General features: G+C 72.6%; 14 protein-coding genes and 1 pseudogene. 6 read left to right on the forward strand and 9 right to left on the reverse strand.

Annotation, left to right across the window (positions count from 1 at the left end):
• Positions 1 to 77: 77 nt before the first annotated feature.
• On the reverse strand, positions 78 to 1712 hold the full coding sequence (locus ACFC0G_RS32025; RefSeq protein WP_376410022.1) for an FGGY family carbohydrate kinase: 1635 nt from the start codon (positions 1710 to 1712) through the stop codon (positions 78 to 80).
• Between the two features lie 152 nt (positions 1713 to 1864).
• On the opposite strand from ACFC0G_RS32025, the gene xylA reads away from it, so the two are divergent.
• Positions 1865 to 3034 (forward strand): xylose isomerase, encoded by a 1170-nt coding sequence (xylA, locus tag ACFC0G_RS32030; protein WP_376410025.1) that lies wholly within the window; start codon positions 1865 to 1867, stop codon positions 3032 to 3034.
• A gap of 21 nt (positions 3035 to 3055) precedes the next feature.
• Here xylA and ACFC0G_RS32035 read toward each other — a convergent pair whose 3' ends face one another.
• On the reverse strand, positions 3056 to 4093 hold the full coding sequence (locus ACFC0G_RS32035; protein WP_376410216.1) for a LacI family DNA-binding transcriptional regulator: 1038 nt from the start codon (positions 4091 to 4093) through the stop codon (positions 3056 to 3058).
• Positions 4094 to 4321: 228 nt separating this feature from the next.
• Positions 4322 to 4651 (reverse strand): L-rhamnose mutarotase, encoded by a 330-nt coding sequence (locus tag ACFC0G_RS32040; protein WP_376410028.1) that lies wholly within the window; start codon positions 4649 to 4651, stop codon positions 4322 to 4324.
• A 161-nt stretch (positions 4652 to 4812) separates the two neighbouring features.
• Between ACFC0G_RS32040 and rhaI the strand changes: the two genes are divergently transcribed.
• The 3 genes from rhaI to ACFC0G_RS32055 are packed head-to-tail and all read left to right on the forward strand — an operon-like array spanning position 4813 to position 9567.
• Positions 4813 to 5979, forward strand: coding sequence for an L-rhamnose isomerase (gene rhaI / locus ACFC0G_RS32045; RefSeq protein ID WP_376410031.1), 1167 nt, complete (start codon positions 4813 to 4815; stop codon positions 5977 to 5979).
• A gap of 43 nt (positions 5980 to 6022) precedes the next feature.
• The gene (locus ACFC0G_RS32050; protein WP_376410034.1) at positions 6023 to 8068 is read left to right on the forward strand and encodes a bifunctional aldolase/short-chain dehydrogenase; all 2046 of its coding nucleotides are present in this window, start codon (positions 6023 to 6025) and stop codon (positions 8066 to 8068) included.
• Positions 8065 to 9567: a rhamnulokinase family protein gene (locus ACFC0G_RS32055; protein ID WP_376410037.1), complete on the forward strand. Its 1503-nt coding sequence runs from the start codon at positions 8065 to 8067 to the stop codon at positions 9565 to 9567. Before ACFC0G_RS32050 ends, ACFC0G_RS32055 begins: the two co-directional genes overlap by 4 nt.
• 136 nt (positions 9568 to 9703) lie before the next feature.
• Here ACFC0G_RS32055 and ACFC0G_RS32060 read toward each other — a convergent pair whose 3' ends face one another.
• From ACFC0G_RS32060 to ACFC0G_RS32075, 4 genes are read right to left on the reverse strand one after another with little or no spacing between them, the layout of a single operon-like run.
• Positions 9704 to 10729 carry a LacI family DNA-binding transcriptional regulator gene (locus ACFC0G_RS32060; RefSeq protein ID WP_361971654.1) on the reverse strand — a complete coding sequence of 342 codons (1026 nt, stop codon included), beginning with the start codon at positions 10727 to 10729 and terminating at the stop codon, positions 9704 to 9706.
• A gap of 30 nt (positions 10730 to 10759) precedes the next feature.
• A complete protein-coding gene (locus tag ACFC0G_RS32065) occupies positions 10760 to 11674 on the reverse strand; it encodes a carbohydrate ABC transporter permease (protein ID WP_376410042.1) in 915 nt (304 codons plus the stop codon).
• Positions 11671 to 12603: a carbohydrate ABC transporter permease gene (locus ACFC0G_RS32070; RefSeq protein ID WP_376410045.1), complete on the reverse strand. Its 933-nt coding sequence runs from the start codon at positions 12601 to 12603 to the stop codon at positions 11671 to 11673. Before ACFC0G_RS32070 ends, ACFC0G_RS32065 begins: the two co-directional genes overlap by 4 nt.
• The gene (locus ACFC0G_RS32075; RefSeq protein ID WP_376410048.1) at positions 12600 to 13925 is read right to left on the reverse strand and encodes an ABC transporter substrate-binding protein; all 1326 of its coding nucleotides are present in this window, start codon (positions 13923 to 13925) and stop codon (positions 12600 to 12602) included. The genes ACFC0G_RS32070 and ACFC0G_RS32075 overlap by 4 nt, the downstream gene beginning before the upstream one ends.
• 206 nt (positions 13926 to 14131) lie before the next feature.
• Between ACFC0G_RS32075 and ACFC0G_RS32080 the strand changes: the two genes are divergently transcribed.
• Together ACFC0G_RS32080 and ACFC0G_RS32085 are read left to right on the forward strand one after the other, a co-directional pair.
• On the forward strand, positions 14132 to 16156 hold the full coding sequence (locus ACFC0G_RS32080; protein ID WP_376410051.1) for a beta-galactosidase: 2025 nt from the start codon (positions 14132 to 14134) through the stop codon (positions 16154 to 16156).
• Positions 16157 to 16342: 186 nt separating this feature from the next.
• Positions 16343 to 17920 (forward strand): annotated as a pseudogene (locus tag ACFC0G_RS32085) (arabinogalactan endo-beta-1,4-galactanase).
• Between the two features lie 88 nt (positions 17921 to 18008).
• Here the strand turns inward: ACFC0G_RS32085 and dgoD are convergent.
• Complete coding sequence (gene dgoD, locus ACFC0G_RS32090; RefSeq protein WP_376410054.1) at positions 18009 to 19154, reverse strand: galactonate dehydratase; 1146 nt, start codon at positions 19152 to 19154, stop codon at positions 18009 to 18011.
• Positions 19151 to 19903: an SDR family NAD(P)-dependent oxidoreductase gene (locus tag ACFC0G_RS32095; RefSeq protein ID WP_376410057.1), complete on the reverse strand. Its 753-nt coding sequence runs from the start codon at positions 19901 to 19903 to the stop codon at positions 19151 to 19153. Before ACFC0G_RS32095 ends, dgoD begins: the two co-directional genes overlap by 4 nt.
• Positions 19904 to 19905: the final 2 nt, after the last annotated feature.

Raw genomic sequence — 19905 nt, forward strand, 5'->3', positions numbered from 1 at the left:
TCCCCCGTCGTTTCCGCCACGGTAACCCGCGTCTCCTGTCCCCGTCACGGGTCCCGCGTCCACGCGAGCGGCCCCTCTCAGCGCAGGAGTTCCGGGCTCGCGGCCGTGAGGACTCCGGCGATCCGGTCCCAGGTCTCCGTGGAGCGCTTCACCGGCGGCAGGACGTCGCCCGTGCCCGTGCCCCAGGCGGTGGCCAGGGCCACGGGGTCGTCACCCGTGACGGCGCCCGCGGCGAGGGCGGCCGCGCCGAGGGCGACGAGTTCCTCGGCGGCGGGGACGACCAGGGGGCGCCCGGAGAGCCTGCGCACGGTGTCGGTCCAGACCCTGCCGCGCGCGCCGCCCCCGATCAGGCGCAGCGGACGGTCGCGGACGGCGGAGTCCGTCACGTCGAGGCCGCAGGCGGTGAGCAGTTCGTCGAGGGCGCGCAGCACGGTGAAGGCCGCGCCTTCGTAGGCGGCACCGAGGATCGCGCGCGGGTCGGTGGTGTGCCGCAGGCCGGTGACGAGGCCGGCGGCGTGCGGGAGGTCGGGGGTCCGTTCGCCGTCGAGGTAGGGCAGGACGACGACTCCGCCTTCGGCGCCCGGTACGGCGTCCTCGCGGTCGAGGCCGAGGAGGGTCGCGAACCGGTCGACGGCGAGCGTGCAGTTGAGGGTGCAGCCCAGCGGGAGGTACGTGCCGTCGGTGGCGGCGAACCCGGCGAGCCCGGGACGGGCCGGCCGGGCGCGGGTGGCGGCGAAGACCGTGCCGGAGGTGCCGAGGCTGACGACCGGGTGGTCGAGCAGGCCCGCGCCGCCGAGGCCGAGGCCGACGGCGGCGGCCATGTTGTCGCCGGTGCCGGCGGCGACGGCGACCGTACGGGGCAGCCCGAGGGCCTCGGCGGCGGACTCGGTGAGGGTGCCGACACGGGTGGCGCCGGTGGGGGCGACGGCGGGCAGGAGGGTGCGGTCGAGGCCGAGGAGGTCCAGGATCGCCGGGTCGTAGGCGCCGGGGGTGTCGGGGGTGTCGGGGGTGTCGTAGGCGCCGGCGGTGTCGTAGGTGCCTGGGGTGTCGGAGGCGCCAGCGGCGTCGGAGGCGCCCACCCTTCCGTCGGCGCTCTCCGTTGCCTCCTTCGCGACCGCTGTTTCCTCCGCGGTCGCGATCCCGTTTCCGTACCAGCACGTGCCCGAGGCGTCTCCCGGGTCCGTCACGGCGTGGCCCGTGAGGCGCTCGGTGAGGTAGTCGTGCGGGAGGCGGACCCCGGTGGTCGCCGCGGCGTGCGCCGGTTCGTGCTCGCGCAGCCACTGCCACTTCGCCGCGGTCATGGAGGCGACGGGGACGGAACCCGTGCGCTCCAGCCAGGACGTCGGTCCGCCGAGCGCGGCCGCGAGGGCGGCGGCCTGCGGCGCCGAGCGCGTGTCGTTCCAGAGCAGCGCCGGGCGCAGGGGCCGGCCGTCGGCGCCGAGGGTGACGAGGCCGTGCTGCTGTCCGGCGACCGCGATGCCGGTGACGGATGCGGCCGGGACGCCCGCGTCCCGTACCGCCGCGCGGACCGCCGTGACGAGGGCGGTCCACCACTCCTCGGGGTCGCTCTCCCGCGCGCCTCCGGTGCCGGTGACGGTGTGCGGGGCGCGGCCGACGGCGAGGAGCTCGCCGGTCCCGGCGTCGACCGCGACGGCCTTGGTGGACTGCGTCGAGCTGTCGACGCCGATCACGACGGAGCGGCTGGTGCGCACGCCCTCACCTCATCTCTCTCTGCGTCATCTCTCTACGTCGTCTCTCTGCGTCTCTCACGCACGGGATCGGGGGTGGGTCTGGCGCCGGCACACCCGCATCCCGTATTAGTTATGTCAGATAACAAATCCCGAGTGCAAGGGAAGGACACATCGTGCCGGAGCTCTTCTCCCCCACCCCCGAGGACCGCTTCACCTTCGGCCTCTGGACCGTCGGCTGGCAGGGCCGCGACCCCTTCGGCGAGGCCACGCGCCCCGCCCTCGACCCGGTCGAGGCCGTCGAGCGACTCGCCGCCCTCGGCGCGTACGGCATCACCTTCCACGACGACGACCTCATCCCCTTCGGTGCTCCGGACGGCGAGCGAGACGCGATCGTCAAGCGCTTCCGGGCCGCCCTGGACCGCACCGGGCTCGCGGTGCCCATGGCCACCACCAACCTCTTCACCCACCCCGTCTTCAAGGACGGCGCGTTCACCGCCAACGACCGGGACGTGCGCCGCTTCGCCCTGCGCAAGACCCTCCGCAACATCGACCTGGCCGTCGAGCTCGGCGCGACCGTGTACGTGGCCTGGGGCGGCCGGGAGGGCGCCGAGTCCGGCGCCGCCAAGGACGTGCGCGTCGCGCTCGACCGGATGAAGGAGGCCTTCGACCTCCTCGGCGCGTACGTCACCGAGCAGGGCTACGACCTGCGCTTCGCCATCGAGCCCAAGCCGAACGAGCCGCGCGGCGACATCCTGCTGCCCACCATCGGCCACGCCCTCGCCTTCATCGAGCGCCTGGAGCGCCCCGAACTCGTCGGGGTGAATCCCGAGACGGGTCACGAGCAGATGGCCGGGCTCAACTTCCCGCACGGCATCGCGCAGGCCCTGTGGGCGGGCAAGCTCTTCCACATCGACCTCAACGGCCAGTCGGGCATCAAGTACGACCAGGACTTCCGCTTCGGGGCGGGCGATCTGCGCCAGGCGTTCTGGCTGGTGGACCTGTTGGAGACGGCCGGGTACGAGGGTCCACGCCACTTCGACTTCAAGCCGGTGCGCACGGACGGCTTCGACGGGGTGTGGGAGTCCGCGAAGAACTGCATGCGGAACTACCTGATCCTCAAGGAGCGCGCGGCGGCCTTCCGCGCCGACCCGGACGTCCAGGGGGCGCTGGCCGCCTCCCGGCTGCCCGAGCTCGCCGTCCCCACGGCCGCCGACGGCCTCGCCGCGCTGCTCGCCGACCCCACGGCGTACGAGACCTTCGACGCGGACGCGGCCGCCGCCCGCTCCATGGCCTTCGAGCACCTCGACCAGCTGGCCCTGGAGCACCTTCTCGGCGTCCGCTGACGACGCCCCGGCACGAAGGAGTCAGTGCGCGGCGAGCGACGAGCGGCGGACGACCAGCTCCGGCTGGAGCACGACGTGTTCGTGCCGGTGCTCGTCCGCCCGCTCGCCGGTCTCCTCCAGGAGCAGCTCGGCGGCCCTGGCTCCGAGCGTGAGCGCCGGCTGCCGTACGGATGTGAGGGGTACGGTCGCGGCCGCCGCGAACTCGATGTCGTCGTAGCCGACGATGGCCATGTCCTCCGGGACCCGGACTCCGGCCGCGTACAGCGCCTGGAGGACCCCGAGGGCCAGCAGGTCGTTGGCGCAGAAGACGGCGGTCGGCCGCTCGGAGAGGCCGAGGAGGCGGGCGCCCGCGTCGCGTCCGGAGGCCACGTCGAGGCGCTCGGCCGGGAGTTCGCGGAGGGCCGAGGCGGGCAGGCCGGCCTCGGCGAGCGCGAGGAGGGCGCCCTCGCGCCGGTCGCGGATCTGCTGGAGGTGGGGCGGGCCGCTCACGTACGCGAAGGACCGGTGGCCGGCCGCCGCGAGGTGGCGGATCGCGAGGGAGCCGCCGACGACGTCGTCGACGGAGACCGAGCAGCCGCCGCCGTCGCCCGCGACCCGGTCGACGAGCACGGAGGGGATGCCGTGGCGGCGGAACTCCCGCAGGTTCGCGCCGCTCGGGTCGGCGGGGGTGACGAGGACGCCGCGGACGCGCTGCTCGGCGAAGAGGGAGAGGTAGTCGGCCTCGTCGCCGGGGTTCTGGTCGCTGTTGCAGACCATGACGACCAGGCCTGCCGCCCGCGCGGCGCGCTCGGCTCCCCGGGCGATGTCGACGAAGAAGGGGTTGCCCATGTCGAGGACGAGCAGGGCCATGATCCTGCTGCGGCCCGCGCGCAGCTGGCGGGCGGACTCGCTGCGGACGTAGCCGAGGCGGGCGATGACCCGCCGGACGTGCTGGAGCGTCGCGGGCGACACCCGGTCGGGCTGGTTGATCACGTTGGAGACGGTGCCGACGGAGACGCCCGCCTCGCGCGCCACGTCCTTGATGCCGACGTTGATGCGGGGGTTCACGCCGGGGTCCATGCCGGGGTTCATGCCAGGGTTCGCACCGGGGTTCGCGCCGGCATGGATACCGGCATTGCCGCCGGCATCGGTACCGGCGTTGCCACCGGTGTTCGCGGCCGTCCGCGCGGTGTCCGTCATCCGTCCCACCTGGTCCGTCCTGCCCCTGCCGCCACCCGGTCCGGGTGGGCTTCCGCCCCGCGTTTCATCCTATGCGGCCGCCCGGATCCGCCCCTCTCCCCTCTCCCCTCACGCGAGATGGAAGACCTCGGTCAGCGGGCGCATCGCGGCGTCGGGTGACTGCCCGTCGAGCTCTTCGAAGAACTCCGCCATCTCGGCCTGCCACCGGGCGTTGACCTCGGCCGCCTCCATCGCCGCGCGCGCCCGGTCGAAGTCCGGGGTCTCCAGGTAGCCGACGAGCAGCCCGTCCTCCCGGAGGAAGAGCGAGTAGTTGTGCCACCCGGCGGCGGAGAGGGCCGTGAGCATGTCGGCCCAGACGTGTGCGTGGCGCGCACGGTACTCGTCCACCCGCTCGGCCCGGACCTTCAGCAGGAAGCAGACCCGCTGCGCGTTCACCATCCGCCACTCCCTTCACTGAAATGTTTCATTTCCGTGCGTCAGGACGCTAGGACGGCGGCGCTCCGTCGGTCAAGAGTCTTGACGACACCCTGCGCGATGGTTAGCTTCCCCCACGTACTGAATCGATTCATTTCACAGCTCACGAAGACTCTGAGGTGGACATGCCCGACATCGCTGCCGTCAAGGCCGCACTCGCCGCCCAGCGGATCGAAACGCCGTCCTGGGGCTACGGCAACTCCGGGACCCGGTTCAAGGTCTTCGCGCAGCCGGGCGTGCCCCGGACCCCGTACGAGAAGCTCGACGACGCGGCGCAGGTCCACGCCCACACGGGCGTCGCCCCCAAGGTGTCGCTGCACATCCCGTGGGACCGGGTCGACGACTACGCCGCCCTCGCCGCGTACGCGAAGGAGCGCGGGCTCGAACTGGGCGCGATCAACTCCAACACCTTCCAGGACGACACGTACCGGCTCGGCAGCGTCTGCCACCCGGACGCCGCCGTGCGGCGCCGGGCCGTGGACCACCTGCTCGACTGCGTCGACATCATGGACGCGACCGGCTCGGCCGATCTGAAGCTGTGGTTCGCGGACGGCACGAACTACCCCGGGCAGGACGACGTCACCGCCCGGCAGGGGCGGCTCGCCGACTCCCTCGCGGAGGTGTACGAGCGGCTCGGCGAGGGGCAGCGGATGCTCCTGGAGTACAAGTTCTTCGAGCCGGCCTTCTACACGACCGACGTGCCGGACTGGGGCACCGCGTACGCGCACTGCCTCAAGCTGGGCCCGAAGGCCCGGGTGGTCGTGGACACCGGCCACCACGCGCCGGGCACCAACATCGAGTTCATCGTGGCCCTGCTGCTCCGGGAGGGGAGGCTCGGCGGCTTCGACTTCAACTCGCGGTTCTACGCGGACGACGACCTGATGGCCGGTGCCGCCGACCCCTTCCAGCTCTTCCGGATCATGCACGAGGTCGTCCGCAACGGCGGCCTGGAGCCCGCCGCGAACGTCGCCTTCATGCTCGACCAGTGCCACAACATCGAGGCGAAGGTCCCCGCCGTGATCCGCTCCGTGGCCAACGTCCAGGAGGCCACCGCCAAGGCGCTGCTCGTCGACGCCGACGCCCTCGCCGCCGCGCAGCGGGACGGGGACGTGCTCGCCGCCCACGCCGTCCTGATGGACGCCTACGACACCGACGTACGGCCCCTGCTGCGCGCGCTGCGCGAGGAGCGGGGCCTCGACCCGGACCCGGTCGCCGCCTACCTCCGCTCCGGGCGCCAGGAGCGGATCGCCGCCGAGCGCGTCGGCGGGAACCAGGCCGGCTGGGGCGCGTGACCCCTCTCGGCATCCCTTCGCATCCTGTCCGAAAGAAGACCACATGACCCCGGCCACACACCCCGTCGTCACCTCCCTCGTAGAGCGGGCCCACCGGCTCGGCTCCGACCCCCGCACCACCAACTACGCCGGTGGCAACGTCTCCGCGAAGGGCACCGTCACCGACCCCGTGACCGGCGGCCCCACCGACCTCATGTGGGTCAAGGGCTCCGGCGGCGACCTGGGCACGCTCACCGAGGACGGGCTCGCGGTGCTGCGCCTCGACCGGCTGCGCGCGCTCGTCGACGTCTACCCGGGCGTCGAGCGCGAGGACGAGATGGTCGCCGCGTTCGACCACTGTCTGTACGGGAAGGGCGGCGCGGCGCCGTCCATCGACACCGCCCTGCACGGCCTGGTGCCCGCGGCCCACGTCGACCACCTCCACCCGGACGCGGGCATCGCGCTCGCCTGCGCCGCCGACGGCGAGAAGCTGACCGCCGACTGCTTCGGCGACACGGTGGTGTGGGTGCCGTGGCGGCGCCCCGGCTTCCAGCTGGGTCTGGACATCGCCGCCGTGAAGGCGGCCCACCCGGCGGCGATCGGCTGCGTCCTCGGCGGCCACGGCATCACGGCCTGGGGCGAGACCTCCGAGGAGTGCGAGCGCAACTCCCTGCACATCATCCGCACCGCCGAGGCCTTCCTCGTCGAGCGGGGCCGCCCGGAGCCCTTCGGCCCGGTCGTCGAGGGGTACGCGCCGCTGCCCGAGGCCGAGCGGCGGGAACGAGCCGCCGCACTCGCCCCGTACGTCCGGGGGCTCGCCTCGCGGGACCGGCCGCAGGTCGGCCACTTCACGGACTCCGCGGCGGTGCTCGACTTCCTCGCGCGCGCCGAGCACCCGCGGCTCGCCGCCCTCGGCACGTCCTGCCCCGACCACTTCCTGCGGACGAAGGTCCGGCCGCTCGTCCTCGACCTGCCGGCCGACGCGCCCCTCGACCGGGCGGTCGACCGGCTGCGGGAGCTGCACACCGCCTATCGCGAGGAGTACGCGGCGTACTACGCGCGGCACGCGACGGCCGGCTCCCCCGCGATGCGGGGCGCGGATCCGGCGATCGTCCTCGTCCCCGGCGTCGGCATGTTCTCGTTCGGCCGCGGCAAGCAGACGGCGCGGGTGGCGGGCGAGTTCTACGTCAACGCGATCAATGTGATGCGCGGGGCGGAGGCGGTCTCCGCGTACGCGCCGATCGAGGAGTCGGAGAAGTTCCGCATCGAGTACTGGGAGCTGGAGGAGGCCAAACTGCGGCGGATGCCCGCGCCACGGCCGCTCGCGACCCGGGTGGCGCTCGTGACGGGCGCGGGCAGCGGCATCGGCCGGGCGATCGCGCACCGGCTGGCCGCCGAGGGCGCCTGTGTGGTGGTCGCCGATCGCGACGCGGCGAACGCGGCGGCGGTCGCAGCGGAGTTGGGCGGACCGGACACGGCGGTGGCCGTCGCCGTGGACGTCACGTCGGAGGAGCGGATCGGCGCCGCTTTCCGGTCGGCGCTGCTCGCCTTCGGCGGGGTGGACCTGGTCGTCAACAACGCGGGCCTGTCGATCTCCAAGCCGCTCCTGGACACCACGGCGGAGGACTGGGACGTCCAGCACGCCGTCATGGCGCGGGGGTCGTTCCTCGTGTCCCGGGAGGCCGCGCGGGTGATGACGACGCAGGGCCTCGGCGGCGACATCGTCTACATCGCCTCCAAGAACGCGGTCTTCGCCGGCCCGAACAACATCGCCTACTCCGCCACGAAGGCCGACCAGGCCCATCAAGTGCGGCTTCTGGCAGCCGAGTTGGGTGAAAACGGGATCCGCGTCAACGGCGTCAATCCGGACGGCGTGGTGCGCGGCTCGGGCATCTTCGCCGGCGGCTGGGGCGCGCAGCGGGCCGCCACGTACGGCATCGCGGAGGAGGAGTTGGGCGCCTTCTACGCCCAGCGCACCCTGCTGAAGCGGGAGGTTCTTCCCGAGCACGTCGCCAACGCGGTCTTCGCGCTCACGGGCGGCGACCTCGCCCACACGACCGGGCTCCACGTCCCGGTGGACGCGGGCGTGGCGGCCGCCTTCCTCCGGTGAGCGGGCCGACGGCAGGGCCGCGCGACGTCTTCGCGGCGGCGGATCTGGGGGCCACCAGCGGACGGGTGATGCTCGGCCGCGTCGGCCCCGGCCGCCTCGACCTCACCGAGGCCCACCGCTTCCCCAACACCCCTGTCCCGCTGCCGGACGGGCTGCGCTGGAACGTCCTCGCCCTCTTCCAGGGCGTCCTGGAGGGGTTGCGCGCGGCAGCCCGCTCCGGCGGGGTCGCCTCCGTCGGCGTCGACACCTGGGGCGTGGACTACGGCCTCCTCGACGCGGACGGCGTCCTCCTCGGCGCCCCGCACCACTACCGCGACCCGCGCACCGACGGCGCCGCGGAGTCCGTGTGGGCGCGCGTCGGCCCGGCGGAGCTCTACCGGATCACCGGCCTCCAGCACCTGCCCTTCAACACCGTCTTCCAGCTCGCCGCAGCCGCCGGGAGCGCCCAACTCGACGCGGCACGCACGCTGTTGCTCCTGCCGGACCTGATGGTCCACTGGCTGACCGGGACGGTCGGAGCCGAGGAGACCCACGCCTCCACCACGGGTCTCTTCGACGCCCGCGCGGGCACCTGGTCCAAGGAGCTGATCGGCAGGCTCGGGGTGGATCCCGGGCTGCTGCCGCCGCTCCGCGCGCCCGGCGATCCGGCGGGCGAACTCCTGCCGTACGTCGCCGAGTTCACCCGCCTCGACGCGCGGACGCCGGTGACGGCGGTCGCCTCGCACGACACCGCGTCGGCCGTGGTCGCCGTCCCGGCCACGGCCCCGGACGTCGCCTTCCTGTCCTGCGGCACCTGGTCCCTTGCCGGTCTGGAGCTGGACGCCCCGGTGCTCACCGAGGAGTCCCGGGCGGCCAACTTCACCAACGAGCGCGGGGTCGACGGCACCGTCCGCTTCCTGCGCAACATCATGGGTCTGTGGCTCCTGGAGGAGTGCCGCAGGACCTGGGCGGGGCACGGGTCGGCCGCCGGGCTGCCGGAGCTGCTCGCGCAGGCGGCGCGGGCGGAGCCGCTGGCGGCGCTCGTCGACCCGGACGCGCCGGAGTTCCTGGCCCCGGGCGACATGCCGGAGCGGATACGGGCCCACTGCCGCGGGACCGGGCAGCGCGCGCCCGAGAGCCCCGGGGCGGTGGTCCGCTGCGTCCTGGAGAGCCTGGCACTCGCGCACCGGCGCACCTTGCGGCAGGCCGCCGAGCTGGCCGGCCGGGAGATCGCGCGGGTCCATCTCGTGGGCGGCGGGGCCCGCAACGAGCTGCTGTGCCAGTGGACGGCGGACGCCACCGGGCTTCCCGTGGTCGCCGGTCCTGTCGAGGCCACGGCCCTCGGCAACGTCCTCGTACAGGCGCGGGCGGCGGGGCTCGTCGGCGACCTCGCCTCGATGCGCCGGCTCGTCGCGCGGACCCAGCCGCTGCGGCACTACGCCCCCCGGCAGGACCCCGCCGGGCGCGCCGCCTGGGACGCGGCCGCCGCGCGCACGGCACCGTCCCCGAGGAACCCGTGACGCGGCGGACCCGCCACCCCACCAGGGACGGCGACGACGGAGCGGCCGGACCCCGGGAAGACTCCGGCGGGGTCCGGCGGGGTCTTCCCGGGGTCCGGAGGGGTCCGACCGCCCGTCAGTCGGGCCGGTCGTACCCTTACGCCGATTCCCGGCGGACGAGCTCCGTGGGCAGGATGACCGCCGCCGGTTCCTCGCCCGCTATCCGGGCCAGCAGCGTCCGCACCATCTCGGTGCTGATCCGGTCCCACGGCTGACGGATCGTGGTGAGCGAGGGGCGGCTTGAGAGGGCCGCCGGGGAGTCGTCGAAGCCGCCCACCGCGATGTCCTCGGGGACCCGGCGGCCCGCGCGGGCCAGGGCGTCGAGGACGCCCTGCGCCATCAGGTCGGAGGCGACGAAGACCGCGTCGATGTCGGGGGCGCGCTCCAGGAGGGCGACGGCCGCGTCCTCGCCGCTCGCCCGGCTGTAGTCGCCGGTCGCGACGAGCGTCTCGTCGACGGGGAGTCCGACCTCGGCGAGGGTCTCGCGGTAGCCGGCGAGCCGCTCGACGCCGCCCGGGGTGTCGAGCGGGCCGCTGACGGTGGCGATCCGCCGCCGCCCCGACGCGTACAGATGGCGCACCATGTCGCGGGCGCCGTCGCGGTCGTCGGCGGCGACGTAGCCGATCTTGGCGGTCTGGCCGAGGGGCTTGCCGCAGGCGACGACGGGCACGCCGGCCTCGTGCAGCCGGGCCACCACGGGGTCGCCTGAGTGGCTGGAGACGAGGAGGACGCCGTCGACGTGGCCGGCCTCGATGTAGCGGAGGTTGCGGCGGCGTTCGTCCTCGGTGCCCGCGATCATCAGGAGGAGCGGGATGTCCTGGGCGGCGAGTGCCTGGGTGCAGGCCCGCAGCAGGACGTTGAAGTTGGGGTCCTCGAAGAAGCGCTCCTGCGGCTCGGTCAGGAGGAAGGCGACCGAGTCGGACTTGCCGGTGATCAGCGAGCGGGCGTGCCGGTTGACGACGTATCCCGTTCTGCGGATCGCCGCGTCGACGGCGGCCTTCGCGGACGGGCTGACGTAGTGGCCGCCGTTGAGGACGCGGGAGACGGTGCCGCGCGAGACCCCGGCCTCGCGGGCCACGTCGTGGATGGTCGCCGGACGGCGCCTTGCCGCTGCTGTGCTCATGCTGTGTGTTTCCCCTCGCTCCCCTGTGCTTCAGGACTTTACGGCGCCGGAGAGCAGATCGAGGCTCCAGAAGCGCTGGATGAGAAGGAAGAGGGCGATGAGCGGGACGACCGCGAGCAGGGCGCCCGTGATGACCAGGGTGTAGAGGGCGGGCTGGCTGGCACCCTGTTTGAGGAGGGTGAACAGGCCGACGGTCATGGGGAACTTCTCGTCGTCGCCGAGCATGATGAAGGGCAGCAGGAAGTTGTTCCAGATGGCGACGAACTGGAAGAGGAAGATCGTCACCAGGCCCGGGGCCATCATCGGGACGGCGATCCTGAGGAAGATCCGCCACTCGCCGGCGCCGTCCATGCGGCCGGCCTCGACGAGCTCCATGGGGACGGCGGCCTCGGCATAGATGCGGCCGAGGTAGACGCCGTACGGGGAGAGGACCAGCGGCAGCAGGACGGAGGCGTACGTGTCCGTCAGGTCGGCCTCGGCCATCAGCAGGTACTGCGGGATGGCGAGGATGACCGGGGGCATGAGGACGCCCGCGAGCATGATGTTGAAGAACGCCTCGCGGCCGCGGAAGCGGTAGACGGCGAGGGCGTAGCCGGCGAACGCGGAGACGACGGTGGACAGGATGCCGCCGAGGCCCGCGTACAGCACCGAGTTGGCCATCCAGCGCCAGTAGATGCCGTCGCGGTATCCGGTGAGCTCGCCGATGTTGTCGGTGAAGCCGCTGCCGGGCAGGAAGGTGAAGGTGGAGAAGAGCTCGTCGTCGGCCTTGGTGGCGGCGACGAGGACCCAGGCGACGGGCAGCAGGCAGTAGAGCGCGCCGAGGACGAGGGCGGCCGTCGGCAGCAGGGCGGTGCGGCGGGGGCGCGGCGGCGGCTGGGAGGTGCCGGGGGTGGGCCCGGCGGCGGGGGCCGCCGTGCGGAGCGTCGGGGAGGCGAGCCCGGTCATCGGCCTGCTCCTTGTGTGGTGCGGCGGTTGGAGATCCTGAGGAGCGCGAAGGAGAGCGCGAAGGTGGCGAGGGCGAGGACGACGGCGGTGGCCGAGGCGGCGTGGATGTTCCCGCCGGTGAAGGCGTCGCTGTAGACCTTCATGAGGGGGCTCCAGGTGGAGGGGATGCCGTTGGTGAGCGGCTTGAGCGTCATCGGCTCGTTGAAGACCTGGAGGGTCGCGATGATCGAGAAGAAGAAGGTGAGCACCAGCGAGGGCACCACCATCGGGATCTTGACGCGGAGCGCGATCTGGAGCTCGGAGCAGCCGTCGAGCTTGGCCGCCTCGTACACCTCGGTGGGCAGGGCGCGCAGTGCGGTGTAGATGACGATCATGTTGAAGCCGGTGCCGCCCCAGACGGCGATGTTGGACATCGCGAGGTAGAGCGGTCCGCCGTCCATGAGGTCGGGCTGCGGGAGGCCGGCCTTGTCGAGGAGGTAGTGGAAGGGGCTGACGTCGGGGAGGTAGAGGAAGCCCCAGAGGACGGCCGCGATGACGCCGGGGACGGCGTACGGGAGGAAGATCGCGAGCCGGGCGAAGGAGCGGGCCCGGACGCGCTCGGAGTCGAGCAGGAGCGCGAAGAAGAGGGCGAGACCGAGCATGACGGGGACGACGATGGCGCCGTAGCCGAGGACGCGCAGGGCGCTCGCGAGGAGTTCGGAGTCGGTGAGGGCGGAGGTGTAGTTCTCCAGGCCGGCCCAGACCTCGGACTTGGCTCCCTTGCCGAGGCCGAGGCCCTTGATCTTGACCTTGTGGAAGCTGAGCCAGACCGCGTAGCCGATGGGCAGGGCGAAGAAGAGGGCGAAGAGGACGGCCGCGGGGAGGAGGAAGCCGTACGGGGCCGCCTTGACCCCGTACGACCGGCGCACGCCCTTGGGGGGCTGCGTCACTTGGCAACCTCGAAGCCCTGCTTGGCGAGGTCCGCGACGGTGGCGGCCTGCATCGCGGCGAGGGCTTCGGCGAAGCCGCTCTTGGCCTTGGCGGCCGCGCCGAACCGGTCCTTGAAGGAGGTGTAGGCGACGTTGACGTTGGGGCCCCAGGCGGCCGGGGCGGTGGTCTTCGCTATCTCGGCGGCGCGGGTGTAGAAGTCGGGCTGGTTGGCGAAGTAGTCGGGGGCCTTGGCGAGGGCGCCGCTGGTCTGGGCGGCGGTGGCGGCGGGGTAGATGCCGCTCTCCTTGACGAGGGCGGCGAGGGCCTCCGGGTCGGTGTTCAGCCAGGTGGCGAACTCGGCGGCGGCCGCCTTGTGCTTCGAGTCGGTGGTGACGGCGGTGGAGGAACCGCCCCAGCTGCCGGTGGTGTTCTCGCCCTTGTTCCACTGCGGGAGCGGGGCCATCGCCCACTTGCCCTTGGTGTCGGGGGCGGCGGTGGTGAGGGTGCCGGGCGCCCAGACGGCGCTGACCCAGGCGATCTGCTCGCCGGTGTTGAGGGCCTTGTTCCAGGCGGGGGTGTACATCGGCTGGTTGTCGATGGCGCCCTCGGCGACCAGGCCGCCCCAGAAGTCGGAGACCTTCTTGGTGGCGGCGTCGTCGATGCCGACCTTCCAGGTGTCGCCCTCGAAGGTCCACCACTTGGCCCCGGCCTGCTGGGAGAGGCCGGCGAAGAGGCCGGAGTCGTTGGCGGAGAAGGTGGTCAGGGACTTCTTCGGCGCCTTCTTCCTGACCGCGCGGGCGGTCTCGGCGAACTCGTCCCAGGTGGTGGGTACGGTCAGGCCGTACTGCTTGAAGAGGTCCTCGCGGTAGAAGAACATCAGCGGCCCGGAGTCCTGCGGCAGGGCGTAGACGGCCTCGCCGCCGAAGGTGGTCTGCTGCCAGATGCCGGGCGCGAACCGGTCCTTGACGCCCTGGACCTCCTGGGCGATGTCGGCGAGGGCGTCGTTGCTGACGAGCGTCGGCAGGGCCTGGTACTCGGCCTGCACCAGGTCGGGGGCCTTGTGCGCCTTCGCCGCGGTGATGATCTTCGTGACGAGGTCGTCGCCGGAGGCCTGCTTCTGCACGGTGACCTTGATGTCGGGGTGCTTGGCGTTCCAGAGGGCCGCGACCTTGTCCATGCCGGGCGCCCAGGCCCAGTAGGTGAGCGAGACCGGGCCGGACTCCGCGCCCGTCGTGCCGCCGGATCCGGAGCCGGAGTCGGAGGAGCCGCAGGCGGTGAGTGCGGTGGCGCCGAGCAGGACGGCGGTGGCGGCGGCGAGGCTGCGGCGCGTGATGTGGGGCATGGGGTACTTCTCCCTGACCGAAAGGGGCCTCTCTCGCAGACGGAGAGGCCGACCATGCATCTGTGAGCGTTCACAGTAGAGAAACGTTCCGGACACTTGTCAATGGTTGTTCGTGTGCGGTTATGTTGCGTTGCCACATCGAGATCGGGTGTGTGCACGTTCCCAACGAACAAAGCTTTTATCTTCCGATGGTTCAGGAGAGACTCATGCCGCAGACCACTCCCAAGGGCCTGCACCGGCTCGCGTTCGGTGGCGACTACAACCCCGAGCAGTGGCCGGAAAGCGTCTGGCAGGAGGACGTCCGGCTGATGCGGGAGGCCGGCGTCACGATGGTGAGCGTCGGCATCTTCTCCTGGGCCCTCCTGGAGCCCGAGCGGGGCCGGTACGACTTCGGCTGGCTCGACCGGCTCCTCGACCTGCTGCACGCGCACGGCATCCGCGTCGACCTGGGCACGCCCACCGTGGCACCGCCCGCCTGGTTCTACCGCGCCCACCCCGAGGCCCTGCCCGTCACCGCCGAGGGCGTCCGCTACTCGTACGGCTCACGCGGGGCGATCTGCCACAGTTCGCCCGCCTACCGCGCGGCCGCCGCCGGCATCACCACCGAACTGGCCCGCCGCTACGGCAGCCACCCCGCGCTCGCCCTCTGGCACGTCCACAACGAGTACGGCGTGCCCGTCAGCGCCTGCTACTGCGACCACTGCGCCGCCCACTTCCGCCGCTGGCTCCACGAGACCCACGGCTCGGTGGAGGCCGTGAACGAGGCCTGGGGCACCGCCTTCTGGGGGCAGCGCTACGCCTCGTACGACGAGATCGACCCGCCCCGCGTCACCCCCACCGTCGGCAACCCCGCCCAGCAGCTCGACTACCGGCGCTTCGCCGACACCACCATCCGCGAGAACTTCCGGACGGAACGGGACATCCTGCACGAGCTGGCCCCCGGCATCCCCGTCACCACCAACTTCATGACCGCGCTCAGCCAGTGCGACTCGATCGACTACTGGGCCTGGGGACGCGAGGTCGACCTCGTCACCAACGACCACTACCTGATGACCGACGGCCGCCGCACCCACGTCAACCTCGCCATGGCCGCCGACCTGACCCGCTCCGTCGCGGGCGGCGCGCCCTGGCTGCTCCTGGAGCACTCCACGTCCGGCGTGAACTGGCAGGCCCGCAACCCCGCCAAGCGCCCCGGCGAGATGGCCCGCAACTCCCTCGCCCACGTCGCCCGCGGATCCGAGGGCGCCATGTTCTTCCAGTGGCGCCAGTCCCGGCGCGGCGCCGAGAAGTTCCACTCCGCGATGGTCCCGCACGGCGGCACCGACACCCGCGTCTGGCGCGAGGTCGTCGCCCTCGGCGCCGGTCTGGAGGCCCTGGAGGAGGTACGCGGCACCCGGACCGTCCCGGACGTCGCCATGCTCTGGGACTGGCACTCCTGGTGGGCGCAGAACCTGGAGTGGCGGCCGAACGAGGCCCACGACGCCCGCGAGCGCGCCGACAGCTTCTACGAGACCCTCTACGACCGGCACCTCACGGTCGACTTCGCCCACCCCGAGGCCGACCTGTCCGCCCACCCGCTGGTCGTCGTCCCCGCGCTCTACCTCATGACCGAGGCGGCCGGGCAGAACCTCCGCGAGTACGTCGAGAACGGCGGCACGCTCGTCGTCTCGTACTTCTCCGGGATCGTCGACGAGCACGACGCCGTGCACCCCGGCGCCTACCCGGGCGCCCTGCGCGACGTCCTCGGCCTCACCGTCGAGGAGTGGTCGCCGCTCCTCGACGACCAGCGCGTCCGGATCGCGGGCCCGGACGGCGGCTCCCTCACCGGCGACGTGTGGACGGAGTTCGTCCGGCCGCGCGGCGCCGAGACCGTGTGGACGTACGCGGACGGGCCGGCCGCCGGCGGGCCCGCGGTCACCCGGCACCGGCTCGGCCGGGGCACCGCCTGGTACGTCTCCACCCGGCTCGACGCGGCCTCGCTGGACGCGATCGTCGCCGCCGCCTGCGTGGACGCCGGAGTCGCGGCCCGGGCCGCGCTCCCGCGGGACGTGGAGGTCGTGCGCCGCGCCGGGGAGGGCGGGCAGCAGTACCTCTTCGCGCTCAACCACTCCGCCGAGGACGCCGTGGTGCCGCTGGACGGCTCCGGCGTGGAACTCCTCGCCGGTACGCCGGTCGACGGGAAGGTCACCGTCCCCGCCGGTGCGGTCGGCGTCGTCCGCCTGAACGCCTGACCTCCCCACAGCCCCACCGGGCGTCCCACCGCTTCACCGGCCCACCCCTCCCCCGGCCTGCCGCCGGGGCCCCCGATCTCCCTGGGGGCGGCGGAACCCGCTGCGCCGCCCCCGGGTGAGCCGTGCCACCCGTAAGGAACCACCCGCACCACACCTCACATTGGCCACCGTCGAAGGGACTCGACGATGCACCCCGTACGAAGCCGCATCCGCCTGCGAGCCGCGGCCGTCGCCGCGGCGCTCGCCGCTCTGCTCCTGGCCCCGCTGCCCGCCGCCCCGCACGCCGAGGCAGCCGCCACGCTCACCAACGCCGGGTTCGAGAGCGACGCGGCCGGCACCGCCACCCCGGCCGGCTAGTCCACCTACTCCGCCGCCGGCCAGAACGCCTCCTCGTTCACCGAGGCCGGGGGCCACGGCGGCGGTTACCGCCTCAGTCACTGGTCGGGGTCCGCGTACAAGGTCGAGACGTACCAGTACCTCTCCGGCCTCGCCGACGGCACGTACACGCTCAGCGCCTGGGTCCGCTCCGGCGGCGGGCAGAACTCCGCCTATCTGGCCCTGCGCAACTGCGGCTCCGCCGAACAGCGCACCGACCTGCCCGTCACGTCCACCTGGATACGGATCGTCACCCCCGTCACCGTCTCGGGCGGCGCGTGCACCGTCAGCGTCAACTCCGATGCCAATGCCGGGAACTGGCTCAACGTCGACGACCTGACGTTCACGTCCGGCACTACCGGGCTCACGGTCCGGGGCGTCGACCTCTCCGCGCTCAAGAAGAGCGAGGACCTCGGCGGGACCTACAAGTCGAGCACCGGCGCCACCGGCGACGCGGTCGCCCTCCTCAAGAACGCGGGGGCGAACTACGGCCGCCTCAAGGTGTGGGTGAACCCGGCGGACGGCTACAACGACAAGGCCCGCGTCCTCGCCACCGCCCAGAAGATCAAGGCGCAGGGCATGAAGCTCCTCGTCGACTTCCACTACTCCGACATCTGGGCCGACCCCGGCGCCCAGACCAAGCCCGCCGCCTGGTCCGGCCACTCGTACAGCCAGCTCAAGACCGACGTCTACAACCACACCTACGACGTCCTGAACGCCCTCAAGGCACAGGGCACCACGGCCGACATGGTGCAGATCGGCAACGAGATCAACACCGGCATGCTCTGGCCCGAGGGCTCGACGTCGAACTGGTCGCAGCTCGGCGGGCTGTTGAAGTCCGGCATCTCCGCCGCCAAGGCGGTCTCGTCGAACACGCAGATCGCGCTGCACCTCGCCCACGGCGGCGACAACGCCCTCTACCGGACGTGGTTCGACAACGCGACCGCACAGGGCGTGAGTTACGACGTCATCGCGCTCTCCTTCTACGGCTACTGGCACGGCGCGCTCTCCGCGCTCCAGACCAACCTCGATGACGTCTCCGCCCGTTACGGCAAGAAGGTCATGGTCGCCGAGACCGCGTACCCGTTCCGCCTCGACAGCGAGGACGGCCACGAGAACATCATCGACCTGTCGAGCGAGCTGGTCACCGGCTACCCGGCGAGCAGCGCCGGCCAGTCGGCCTGGCTGCGGGACGTCATGAACGTCGTCGAGGCCGTGCCGAACGGCCGCGGTCTCGGGGCCGTCTACTGGGAACCGGCCTGGACCGCCGTCACCGGCAACGGCTGGGACCCCGCCGACTCCACCTCGGGCAACGGCTGGGAGAACCAGGCCCTGTTCGACTACGACAGCAAGCTGCTCCCGGCGGCCGGCTGGCTCGCCCACCGCTGACGCACCATTGTCGTACCGCTGACGCACCGCACACAGACCCCGAAGGGGCCGGACTCGTCCGCGAGTCCGGCCCCTTCGGCATGCCCTGCTACCACTCGGCCAGCGAGCCGTCGTCGCGCCGCCACGCCGGGTTGCGCCAGCGGTGACCGACCTCGGCGGCCCGCTCGACCGCCTTCTCGTCGACCTCGATGCCGAGCCCCGGGCCGGTGGGCAGCCCCACGTGCCCGTCCTCGTACCGGAAGACCGACGGGTCCACGAGGTAGTCGAGCAGGTCCGAGCCGGTGTTGTAGTGGATGCCGAGGCTCTGCTCCTGGATCAGCAGGTTCGGCGCGGCGAAGCCGACCTGGAGGCAGGAGGCGAGCGCGATCGGACCCAGCGGGCAGTGCGGGGCGAGGGAGACGTCGTACGCCTCCGCCATCGCGGCGATCCTCCGCACCTCCGAGATGCCGCCCGCGTGCGAGAGGTCCGGCTGCGCGACCGCGATGCCTTGGTCGAGGACCTTCTTGAAGTCCCAGCGGGAGTAGAGGCGTTCGCCGGTGGCGATGGGGATCGAGGTGGAGCGGACGATGTCGCCGATGTGGTCGCTCATCTCCGGGACGACCGGCTCCTCCACGAAGAAGGGCAGGTACGGCTCCAGGAGCGGCAGGACGCGGCGGGCCATGGGCGCGGTGAGACGGCCGTGGAAGTCGATCGCGATGTCGAACTCGTCGCCGACGGCCTCGCGAATGGAGGCGACGCGCTCGACGATGCCGTGGACGGCCGCCGGGGTGTCGATGAGCCGCAGCTGCGCGGAGGCGTTCATCTTGATCGCGGTGAAGCCCTCGTTCTTCCGCGCGAGGGCCTCGGAGGCGACCTCGTCGGGCCGGTCGCCGCCGATCCAGCTGTAGACCCGGGCGCGGTCGCGGACGTTGCCGCCGAGGAGCTGCCACACGGGGACGCCGAGGGCCTTGCCCGTGATGTCCCAGAGGGCCTGGTCGATGCCGGCGACGGCGCTGGAGAGGACGGGGCCGCCGCGGTAGAAGCCGCCCTTGGTGAGGACCTGCCAGTGGTCCTCGATCCTCATCGGGTCCCGGCCGATCAGGTAGTCGGAGAGCTCCTCGACGGCGGCGGCGACGGTGTGCGCGCGGCCCTCGACGACGGGCTCGCCCCAGCCCGTGATGCCCTCGTCGGTCTCGATGCGCAGGAAGCACCAGCGCGGGGCGACGAGGTAGGTGCGCAGGGAGGTGATCTTCACTTGGAGTCCTTCTTCACGGTCCAGCCGCCGTCGACGACCAGGTTCGTTCCGGTGATGTAGGCGGCGTCGGCGGAGGCGAGGAAGGCGACGGCGGACGCCACTTCCTCGGGGCGGCCGAGCCGGGCGAGTGCCGTGGCGGCGGCGGACATCCGCCGGCCCTCCTCGTCGACGTCGTTCCACACGTCGGTGAGGATCGGTCCCGGCAGGACGGAGTTGAAGCGCACGTCAGGCCCGTACTCGACGGCGAACTGCCGTACCAGCGCGCACATTCCGCCCTTCGCGGCGGCGTACGCGGGGTAGCCGGGGAGTCCGAAGTCGGCGTGGACGCTGGAGGTGGCGACGACGCTGCCGCGCTCGGCGCGCAGGTCGTCGAGGAAGGTGCGGGTGGCGAGGTAGAGGGCCCGCAGGTTGACCGCCATCTCCCGGTCCCAGAGGGCGACGGGGAGTTCATGGGCGGCGGCCGTGGTGTGGGTGAAGGCGTTGCTGTGGAGGATGCCGACCGGGCCGAAGCGGGTGTGGGCCTCCTCGCGCAGTGCGGTCCAGTCCTCCTCGGAGGAGACGTCGCAGCGTACGTAGGCGGCGCGGCCGCCGTCGGCGCGGATCGCCGCGGCGACGGCCTCGCCCGCCTCGTCGGCGATGTCGGAGACGAGGACCGCGGCGCCCTCGGCGGCGAGGCGGGCCGCGCTGGCGGCGCCGATGCCCGAGGCCGCGCCGGTCACGACGGCGGTCTGTCCGGAGAAACGGTTCATGG

It is taken from the genome of Streptomyces sp. NPDC056169 (assembly GCF_042268445.1).
Lineage (GTDB): Bacteria > Actinomycetota > Actinomycetes > Streptomycetales > Streptomycetaceae > Streptomyces.